We start from the raw sequence: 10,255 nt of genomic DNA, 5'->3' as shown, positions 1-10,255 counted from the left end.
CTTCATTGTACAAACTGGGGGATCAAGAGGCACTCGTACCCGTCAGCGACCCGGGACGTCACGGGCCGGGAGCCTGCAGCGGCTCCGCAGAACCGTGCCAGCGTAAGGGACCGGTAGTCCCGAAACTGTCGGACACGTCCGGTACAACAACTGTGCCGCCGGCGTCTGGCAGGTGGCGGGTTGATGGACGAGCCGATCGTGGGGGATGTCGTGGGCACGCGTCAGGACGACGTCAGGGCACGGTCGCTGCGTCTGCTGGACTACCTCGCGGCTCTCTCCCAGGAGCTGTCGGCGAAGCCGAAGCGGCGCCTGGCCGACTACGAGCCGCCGCTGATCCGGCCGGCCGACGTCCCGGCGCACCCTGGGGTGGTTCTGGGCCCGGGTCCTGACCGGGATGCGTGGCTTGCGGTGGGGAAGGTGGAGGAGCCGGTCGCGCCGGTGCTGCCGCGGTCGCTGGCAGGTCATGTGTCCTCCGCCACGATCACGTTGGCCGGGCCGCCGCTGCTGCCGGTCGACTTCGACGAGTCCGCGGAGCGCGAGGGCGAGGGCGAGGGCGAGGATCCGGGCCCGGTGCGGGCGGAGCTGGTGCGGGCCGAGCCGGTGCGGGCCGAGCTGGCACGGTGGGTCGCCGGGTACTGGCAGCCCTGGGCGGAGCGGGCCCGGCCGGCACGCCACGCCAGGGCGCTGTACCAGCGCCTCTACGACCTGCGACTGCGCCTGCAGCGGGACAGCGCGACCCACGAGTTGATGTGGGGCCACGGGGTGCTGTCGTGGTCGGTCACAGGCGAGGCCGTCAACCATCCACTGCTTCTCACGCCGGTGACCATCGGGATGGACCCTGAGACCGGGGTTCTGTCGGTCGTGCCGGACGGGCTGCCGGCGGTGGAGACCGACCCGTTGCAGGGGCTGGGGCTCGCCGCGCTCGCGGAGCTGGCCGAACTGCGGGAACGGGTGCGGGCGAGCCCGCCGGATCCGTGGTCCGAAGGTGGCCTGGCCGAGGTGTACGCCCAGGCCGTCGCGCCGCTCGGCCTCGACGCGCACGTGGCACCCGGCCCGGCGGTGCCGGTTCCGGCCGCGGCAGCGGTGCTGGTCGACACGTGGGTGCTGTTCGTCCGGCCGCGCCCGGCGCTGCACCGGCGTTTCTACACCGAGCTGCGCCAGGTGCTCGCCGAGGCCGACACCCTGGCGGAGGCGTTCGCCGCGATCGTGGCGGAGGAAGACAACGGAACGGCGGCGGGCGGTGACGGTGACCGCGAGAACGGGGGCGCGGGGGCGGGCGCGGGCGCGGGCGACGACGGTTGGGATGCGATCGGGGAACGGCTGCTCATGCCGTTGCCCACGAACGACGAGCAGGAACGCATCGCCGTCAGGCTCGCCCGTTCCCGCGGTGTCACGGTGCAGGGGCCGCCCGGCACGGGTAAGAGCCACACGATCGCGAACCTGGTCAGCCATCTGGTCGCCCACGGCAGGCGGGTGCTGGTCACCGCGCACAACGAGCAGGCGCTCGCGGTACTCCGCGAGAAGATCCCGGCGGAGCTGCGCGACTTCTCCATCGCGGTGCTGGGCTCCAACCAGGCCGCGCTCGGGGAACTGCGCGCCTCCGTCCAGACCATCATGGACGCGGTCTCGGGCATTGAACCGGTCGCGGAGACCGTCATGCTTGAGGCGCTCGGGCGCGACCTCGACGAGGCTCGGACCCGCGAGCGCAACCTCCAGTTGCGCCTGGTGGAGCTGCTCCGCGACGAGGCCGCGGAGTTTGCGCTCCCCGAGGGGCCGGCGAAGGCCGCACAGGTCGGCGCCTGGCTCGCCCGCCACGAGCCGGAGTGGGGCCGCATCCCGGACCGGTTGTCGGTTGATCAGCGTCCACCACTGAGTGCCGCCGAATTCACCGACCTGATGCACCTTGCGGGCGCGACGGATGCGGCCGACGCGGCTGCCGCCCGCTGTGTGCTTCCGGATCTCACGGCAATCCCGTCCGCCGGGGATCTCATCACGCAACACCGTGCCCTCGACCGCCTCCGGGACGAACTCGCGGATCTTGAAGAGCGGGGTGTCGTGCTGCCCGCCGTCGACACGCTCGGCGGACCGGCGCTCGCAGCCCTGGTCGGCGACGTCGCGCAGGCGGCTGCTCAGATCGCCGAGCTGGAGGAGCCGTGGTTGTTCAGCCTGCGCGGCCAGGTCGCCCAGTCCGCGAGGCTGGCCGGATTCTGGTCGGAGCAGGCCGGGGCGCTCGCCGAATGCGCCGGCACGCTCGTGGACGCGCGGCGCCGGACGTCCGGTAGAGAGATCGTCGTTCCGGACAGTGACCCCCGCCTGCAGGAGGGTTTTCTCGACGAGTTGGAATCCCGTTTCGCCGGGGGTAGGGGCATCCCGCGCTTCGGTAACAAGGGCCTGAAGGAGTTCCACGCCACCGCCCGGGTCGACGGTTTCGAACTGCGGACCCCCGCCGACGTCGACGCCGTCCGGGCGGCGGTCCGCGAGCGGGTAACCCGGGCAAGCGCGGGTCGCCGGTACGGCGAACTGGTCAGCCACCTGCACGCGCCACCGCTGTCCGCCGATGGTCCGGCTTTCCTCCCCGGGCTCGAACACGCCGTCAACCTGCTGCGTAGCGCGATCAGCTGGGAGACCACGGGCGCACCGGCGCTGCTCGCCCGGCTACGCACAGTGCTACCCGATGCCCCGGCACGGCCCACCGGCGCGCAGCTGCGAGAGATCGCCGACGTGCTCGCGGCGGCCGCGAAGCGGGGTGACGAACAGGCGCTGACGGCGCGGCTCGACGAGCTCGGAACGGCCCTCGAGGCCGGGCAGAGGCAGCCGGGCGCGAGCCCGCTGTGGGGCGTGCTGCGTGACACCCTCGCCCGGCGTGACTTCGCCGCCTGGCAGGCGACCTGCGATGAGATCGCCCGCTTGACCGGCCTGGGGCCCGCTCTGACTCGCCGGGACCTACTGGCCGGGCTACTCGCCGTCGCCGCGCCGGTCTGGGCCGGCCGCGTCATCGACTCCGGGGGAGACACCGCCGTCTGCGGCCGGCCGCAGGACCTGGCCCGGCTGTGGCTGTGGCGCCACGCCCAGACCTGGCTGGAGGCTCTACTCGGTCGGGGTGACGCTGAAGCGCTCCAGCGGCAGATCACCGATGCTGGGGCACAGGTGCGCCGGCTGGTGCTGGAGTCGGCCGCCCGCGGGGCACGGCTCGGCATGCACCGCAGCCTGCGGGATGATCAGCGGCGCGCGCTTGAAGGGTGGCTCCAGGCGCTGGCGAGGATCGGCAAGGGCACCGGCAAGTTCGCCGGAAAGTGGGAGGCCGAGGCCCGCGCCCAGATGCCGGCGGCGATGGGGGCCGTCCCCGTCTGGATCATGCCGATCCACCGGGTGCTGGCGAGCTTCGACCCTCGCCGCACCGATCTGTTCGACGTGGTCATCGTCGACGAGTCCAGCCAGTGCGACGTGCTGTCCCTCGGTGTTCTCGCGCTCGGACGCAAGGTCGTCATCGTGGGTGACGACAAGCAGATCAGCCCGGCGGCTGTCGGTGTGAACCGGGAGCGCGTCTTCGAGCTGATCGATTCACATCTGCCCGACCTGCCGCAGCGCTCCCTGCTCGACGTGGAGGCCAGCCTCTACGACACCGCGAGCCGGGTGTTTCCGGGAAAGGTGCTGCTGCGCGAGCATTTTCGGTGCGTACCGGACATCATCGAGTTCTCCAACCGCTTCTACGACGGGAAGATCCTGCCGCTGCGGGAGGCGACCGATCTCGGCATCGGCATCGGCATCGGCCTCGGCATCGGCGCGCCGGTCCGGCCGGTCCGGGTGCCCGACGGGGCACGCACCCGCGGCCAGTACGGCGACGTCAACGAACCCGAGGCGCTCGCTCTCGTCCAGCAGATCCTCGACTGTTGCGACGATCCGGCGTACGACGGCATGACCTTCGGGGTCGTCACCCTGCTGGGGACCGGGCAGGGACGCCTGATCGAGCAGGCGCTCGTGGACAAGCTCGGCGCCGAGGAGTACGAGCGCCGGCGGATCCGGGTCGGTGACCCCTACAACTTCCAAGGTGACGAGCGGGACGTCATCTTCGTGTCGGTCGTCGCCGACGACAACCGCTCCGCCGCGACCCGCAAGGCCGACCAGCAGCGCATCAACGTCGCGGCCAGTCGTGCCCGCGACCAACTGTGGATTTTCCACACCGTGGATCACGCCGTGCTGCATCCCGATGACGTCCGTGGGCAGCTGCTCGCCTACGCATACGGCGTCAACACACCGCGGGCGCGGGCCGAAGCCCTCGAGGACCGGTGCGAAAGCGACTTCGAGCGTGCCGTTCTGCGGGATCTTCTGCGCCGCGGCTACCGGGTGTCCCCGCAGCACCACGTCGGTCATTGCCGTATCGACCTGGTCGTAGAGGGCGCCCGTGACCGGCTCGCGATCGAATGCGACGGTGACACGTTCCACGGTCCGCAGCAGTGGGAAACCGATCTTCGACGTCAGCGGGTGCTTGAGCGGCAGGGTTGGAAATTCTGGCGGGTCCGGGGTTCGGCGTACTTCCGCGATCCGGTCGCCGCGCTCGCGTCACTGTGGAAGCGACTCGACGAGCTGGACATCCATCCCACAATCGTCAGCTCGGGACGCTGACGACGAGTCGCGGCAAAAATGTGTACACGATCGGGTACACTTTAGGGATGTTGATCGAGACATTGTCCGTGCGTGAAGCCCGTGAGCAATTGCCGAGCGTGCTGGAACGGTTCCGTAACGGTGACCGTACGCCGGTGGGTGTGGGCTCGCATCGCAGGACCGAGGCGGTCATGGTCCCGGTCGAGGTGTTCGACGAGTTGACTGCCGAAAGGGCGCGGTCGCTGACCCAGGCAGCTGCATCGGTGCGGGCCGAAGGCCTTGCCGTAGGTGCTGACGTTGAGGCGATCGTCGAGCGGTGGGCGCGGGGTGAGATCGGTACGGCACAGATGCGCGAGTCGGTGCGCCGGCTGTACGACGCGTAGTGGCCGTCGATCCGTACGTCGATACCAAGAGCGGTGTGCTGCGCAACCGACTCGGTATCACTGATCCGCAACGCCTACAGGAGGCGGAGGCGGGCCTGACGTTGGCTGCGCTGGCGGATCTCGGTGCCCGGGTGTTGCCGGGCAAATATGATCTCGACCATCTGCGGTCATTTCATCGAGAGATCTTCGGAGACATCTATCCATGGGCCGGTGAAATCAGAGGGGTGGGTATCGCCAGGTCGGACCCATTCTGTCTTCCGCAGCACATCGAATCATACTCAACAGATGTATTCGCGGCATTGGCGACGGAACGGTGTTTACGTGGCCTGCCGCGGGACAGTTTTCTCGAACGGCTGACCCACTACTTCGCCGAGGTCAATGCCATCCACCCGTTCCGCGAGGGTAACGGCCGTACCCAGCGGGCCTTCTTCCGCCAGCTCAGCCGCGATGCAGGCTGGCCGATCGACTGGTCCGCTCTGGACAGGGACGAGAACATCCGGGCCTCGACAGCATCACTGCGTGGTGACAACGGACCTCTTCGCGAGCTTCTCGACTCAGCGGTGGTTCGTTGACGTGGTCGGTGCAGCCTCGGCGCCGGCCAGCAGACACTCTCGCTGACTGACTGTGCGTCGCGCTGGCGGCCGAAGTTCTCCGGGTCACTGATGGCTGGCGGGCTGCTCCTGGCCCACCTGCCGGGCGTAGAGGCGGGCGTAGGCGCCCCCTGCTGCCAGCAGTTCGCCGTGCGTGCCCTGTTCGACAACCGTGCCTGCGTCCAGGACGTGGATGGCGTCGGCATCGACGATCGTCGACAGCCGGTGCGCGATCACCACCCGGGTGCGTCCGGTGCCCAGCCGGGACAGCGCCTCCTGCACCACGTTCTCGGTCAGCGAGTCCAGCTGCGAGGTGGCCTCGTCCAGGACGAGCACGGGCGGGTCGGCGAGCAGGACCCGGGCAAGGGCGAGCCGTTGACGTTCCCCGCCGGAGAGCTGGTAGCCGCGGGCCCCGACCATCGTCTCGACACCCCGCGGCAGCTTGTCCAGCAGCGGGCGCAGGCCGGCGTCGACCGCGGCGGTGGCCACCTCCTCGTCGCTGGCCTCGAGCCGTCCGTAGCGGATGTTCGTGGCAATCGTGTCGTGGAAGAGGTACGGGTCCTGGGGGACGACGCCGACGAGCGCCCGCAGTTCCTCCCAGTCCATCACGGCGAGGTCGACGCCGCCGCACAGGATCCGGCCGCGGTCGGGTTGATAGATGCCGGCGAGCAGGGAGCCCAGGGTGCTCTTGCCCGCACCGCTGGACCCGACGACCGCGGTCTTCTCCCCGGACCGGACGTCCAGGGTGAGGTCGCGCAGATTCCACCGCTGCGTGTCGTCCCCGGCCGGGTCACCGCGACCACCGCGCAGCGTCGCAGGGTCCTCGTCGGGGTCGCCCACATACCACCAGCGGCGCCGTGGATCGCGTCCCGCGGCGGACCAGGCGTCCTGCCGGCCCTGTCGGTAGCGGAACCAGACGCGGTCGATGAGCAGGTCCGGAGCGGCCCTGGTAGCGGCCGGTGCGCAACGCTGACCGGGCACCGGCTCGCGGACGGCCGTTCCGGCGCGCTGACCAGCGATGTCGGCGCGCTGACCAGTCGTGCTGGTCGTGGTGCTCGCCGCGGCCCTGGCGGTCGCGCGGGTCGTGCCGGTCGCGGTGGTCGTGGTGGTCGTGGTGGGCAGGTTGCGGGGATCGGGCGGGATGTCGAGCAGGCCGAAGATCCGCTCGACGCCGACGCCGGCCTCCAGCAGGTCCGAGCGGCTCTCCGCCAGACTCGTGACCGGCCGGTAGGCGTACAGCAACGCGGACGCGAAGGCGATCAGCGTGCCGATCGAGGTGCGTCCGCTGCTCACCAGCCAGCCCCCGAACCCCATCACCGCGACGACCGCGACGGCGGCGCCGGCCGAGGACATCAGCCCGGCGACCGCGGAAACCCGGGTGCGCCGCACAGCGATCCGCTCCAGGTCGTCGGCAACGGTCGCGAACCGTGCCGATTCGTGGTCGGTACGGCCGAACAGCCGGACGTGCAGCGCACCGGCGACGCCGCTGGTGTCGGCGAGCTGGGCGAAGTGCGCGGACCGCAGCTTTATGTGCTGCCGGGTCAGTTCGCGGCCACGGCGCCGGCCGAGGGTCGTCAGCGCGAACACGCCGGGGGCCAGCAGCACCGCCAGCAGGCTCAGCCGCCACTCCAGGACGAAGACGGTGGCCGTGCCGACCATGGCGGTGACCGCGGCGGTGATCGCGTGCGGCATGGAGACGGAGACGGCGGCGCGGACCTCGTGCACGTCGTTGCCGAACAGCGACAGCAGCTCGCCCTGGCGCTGGCCCGGGAAGAAGCCGAACGGCAGCCGCAGAAGATGGTCGTGGACGGTGACGGTGACGCGCCTGGTCACCGTCTCACCGAGCCGCGAGCCGATCACCCTGGACGCCGCGCCGGTCACGGCGTCGAACACGAACACCACCAGTAGCAGTGCCACCTGGGGGAGCAGCGCGGACGTGCCCGGCACGGCCAGGCCGTGGTCGATCAGGTGCCGCAGGATGAACGGGGTCGCGGTGAAGGACAGGGCGCCGACCAGGTTCAGCGCGATGATGGCGAGGACGCGGCCGCCCTGGTCGTCGAAGAACCGGACGCAGCGGGCGGCCGTCGGGCTTGCGGTGAGCCGGGCGAGCACGGTCGCGGCGAGCCGTGGGACGAGGGGCGGCGGCCGGGTTGGGCCGTCCCGTGCGGTGGAAGCAGCGGACACGTATCCCCCTTCAGCCAGGCCCGCGCAGCCCGCTTCCCGCGGCCCGCCCTCGGGTACCTCCGGCGCTCGCGCGTAAGCATGCTGGATGCGTGACCGCTCGGACACCGCATCCATCATCGCCGGACCGGCCGACGGCGTGCACCGGTTTTCCGCAACCGGCCGTGGTCCTTATCCGGTCGTGGTCCTTATCCGGCCGCGGCCACCGTGGCCATGGCGGCGACCGCGGCCGGCTGGTCGAACTGCGTCCGGTACAGCTCCTCATACCGTCCGCCGGTGGCGAGCAGCTCGGTATGGGTGCCGCGTTCCACGACCCGTCCGTCCTCGATGACGAGGATGAGGTCCGCGGAGCGGATGGTAGACAGCCGGTGGGCGATCACCACCGCGGTCCGTCCGGTGAGTGCCTCGGCCAGGGCCGCCTGTACCGCGGCCTCGGAGGTGGAGTCCAGGTGTGCGGTGGCCTCATCGAGGATCACTACCCGTGGCCGTGCCAGCAGGAGCCGGGCGATGGTCAGGCGCTGGCGTTCGCCGCCGGACAGCCGGTACCCGCGTTCGCCGACGACGGTCTCCAACCCGTCGGGCAGACTCTTGACGAGGTCGGCGAGCCTGGCGCGGCGCAGCGCATCCCACAGGTCGTCCTCGGTAGCCTCCGGGCGTGCCAGCAGGAGGTTCGCGCGGATCGACTCGTGGAACAGGTGCCCGTCCTGGGTGACCATCCCGAGTGTCGCGCGGATGGACTCGGCGGTCAGCTCGCGGACGTCGATCCCGGCCAGGCGCACCGCGCCGGTGTCGACGTCGTAGAGCCGGGCCGTCAGCTGCGCGATCGTGGACTTCCCGGCGCCCGACGAGCCCACCAGCGCCACCAGCTGCCCGGGTTCGATCCGGAACGACACGTTATGGAGAATCTCGACACCGCCACGGGCGTCGAGCACGGCGACCTCCTCCAGCGATGCGAGCGAGACCTTGTCCGCGGGCGGGTAGCTGAAACTGACGTCGTCGAATTCCACCGCCACCCCTCCTGCTGGCACCCGTTGCGCGTCCGGGCTGTCTGCGATCAGCGGTTCGAGGTCCAGCACCTCGAACACCCGTTCGAAGCTTACCAGAGCGCTCATGACTTCCACCCGGGCGCTGGCCAGCGAGGTCAGCGGGGCGTAGAGGCGGGTGAGCAGCAGCGCGAGCGCGACGACGGCGCCGGGTTCCAGCTGCCCGCGCAGCGCGTAGAAACCACCGAGCCCGTAGACGAGGGCAAGCGCCAGCGCCGAGACCAGGGTCAGCGCGGTGATGAACACCCACTGCACCATCGCCGAGCGTATTCCGATGTCACGGACCCGCCGTGCCCGTAGGGCGAACGCGGCGGACTCGTGCGCGGGCCGGCCGAACAGTTTCACCAGCGTCGCGCCGGGCGCGGAGAAGCGCTCGGTCATCTGCGTGCTCATCACCGCGTTGTGGTTGGCCGCCTCGCGTTCGAGCCGGGCCAGTCGGCTGCCCATCCGCCGAGCGGGAAGGACGAAGACCGGTAGCAGCAGCAGCGCGAGCATGGTGATCTGCCAGGAAATTCTGATCATCACGACGAGGGTGAGCAGGAGCGCGACGATGTTGCTGACCACGCCGGAGAGCGTGTTACTGAAGGCCCGCTGCGCGCCGATGACGTCGTTGTTCAACCGGCTGACCAGCGCGCCGGTACGGGTGCGGGTGAAGAAGGCGACGGGCATCCGCTGGACGTGGTCGAACACGGTGGTGCGCAGGTCGAGGATCAGGCCCTCGCCGATGGTTGCCGACAGCCACCGGGACACCAGCCCGATGCCGGACTCGGCCACCGCGATGACGGCGATGAGCACCGCGAGCCCGACCACGACGTGGACGGCCTCGCCGCGCACGATCGCGTCGACGACCCGGCCCGCGAGGACCGGTGTCGCGACCGCGAGGACCGCCGTCACGACGCTGAGCAGCAGAAACCAGGTCAGCTGCCGGCGACGCGGCCGGGCGAACCCACCGATGCGCCGCAGGGTGGCCTTGGAGAAGGGGCGCCGTTCGTCCTGCGTGTTCATCGCGCTGTGCATCGACCGCCACGCGGTGACGTCCATGCTCATGGGGTACCTCTGCTCATGGATTACCTCTCGGTGGCGCCGGGTCGCTACCGGCGTGCAGCGCCGGCCGTCCAGGGAAGGCTAGAGGTTCAAGCGAACTTCAGGTCAAGCGCGCCCGGACCTGTCCTGCCACCTGCCCGCGCCCACCGCCGGTCCGGCCGGCCACCTCGGCAGATCATGGCGGTGGTGGGGGTGGGTACAGTCGGGGCGTGGCGCATGCGGTCCTGCGAGAGCTCCGGTTGACGGCCTTCAAGTCGTTTGCCGGGGCGACGCTGCCGCTCGCTCCGCTCACCGTCCTGACGGGCCGTAACAGCAGCGGGAAATCCAACGCCCTGGACGGGATCGAGGTCCTGGCCCGACTGGCCGGTGGGGAGGACCTCGCCGACGCGCTGGACGGCAGGCGGCGTGAGGG

Annotated in this window: 6 protein-coding genes; 4 read left to right on the top strand and 2 right to left on the bottom strand. The window is 70.5% G+C overall.

All coding sequences use genetic code 11. The features are described from left to right. The first annotated feature begins 183 nt into the window (after positions 1–183). The 3 genes from U9977_RS21990 to U9977_RS21980 all read left to right on the top strand — a co-directional run bounded on the left by U9977_RS21990 (position 184) and on the right by U9977_RS21980 (position 5,557). Positions 184–4,623: an AAA domain-containing protein gene (locus U9977_RS21990; protein WP_322751181.1), complete on the top strand. Its 4,440-nt coding sequence runs from the start codon at positions 184–186 to the stop codon at positions 4,621–4,623. Positions 4,624–4,691: 68 nt separating this feature from the next. Continuing rightward, positions 4,692–4,985, top strand: a complete 294-nt coding sequence (locus U9977_RS21985) for an antitoxin VbhA family protein (protein WP_322751180.1) — start codon at positions 4,692–4,694, stop codon at positions 4,983–4,985. After that, positions 4,985–5,557 carry a Fic/DOC family protein gene (locus tag U9977_RS21980; RefSeq protein ID WP_322751179.1) on the top strand — a complete coding sequence of 191 codons (573 nt, stop codon included), beginning with the start codon at positions 4,985–4,987 and terminating at the stop codon, positions 5,555–5,557. The genes U9977_RS21985 and U9977_RS21980 overlap by 1 nt, the downstream gene beginning before the upstream one ends. A gap of 84 nt (positions 5,558–5,641) precedes the next feature. On the opposite strand, the gene U9977_RS21975 is transcribed toward U9977_RS21980, so the two are convergent. Both U9977_RS21975 and U9977_RS21970 read right to left on the bottom strand, forming a co-directional pair. Then, a complete protein-coding gene (locus U9977_RS21975) occupies positions 5,642–7,864 on the bottom strand; it encodes an ABC transporter ATP-binding protein (RefSeq protein ID WP_322751178.1) in 2,223 nt (740 codons plus the stop codon). 80 nt (positions 7,865–7,944) lie between these two features. Then, positions 7,945–9,846 (bottom strand): ABC transporter ATP-binding protein, encoded by a 1,902-nt coding sequence (locus tag U9977_RS21970; RefSeq protein WP_322751177.1) that lies wholly within the window; start codon positions 9,844–9,846, stop codon positions 7,945–7,947. 206 nt (positions 9,847–10,052) lie between these two features. Here U9977_RS21970 and U9977_RS21965 point away from each other — a divergent pair. Next, positions 10,053–10,255, top strand: a 203-nt coding sequence (locus U9977_RS21965; protein WP_322751176.1) for an AAA family ATPase, incomplete at its 3' end; no start/stop codon positions are given.

The sequence above is a fragment of the Protofrankia sp. Cas8 genome, assembly GCF_963555845.1.
Taxonomy (GTDB): domain Bacteria; phylum Actinomycetota; class Actinomycetes; order Frankiales; family Frankiaceae; genus Protofrankia.
Note: the sequence above shows the minus strand (reverse complement) of the source record. Positions and strands in the feature narration are given on the sequence as shown.

What these genes read in the sequence shown, in the direction of transcription:
- U9977_RS21990 (WP_322751181.1), top strand. Translation starts at nt 184, where the DNA reads ATGGACGAGCCGATCGTGGGGGATGTCGTGGGCACGCGTCAGGACGAC.
- U9977_RS21970 (WP_322751177.1), bottom strand. Translation starts at nt 9,846, where the DNA reads ATGAGCATGGACGTCACCGCGTGGCGGTCGATGCACAGCGCGATGAAC.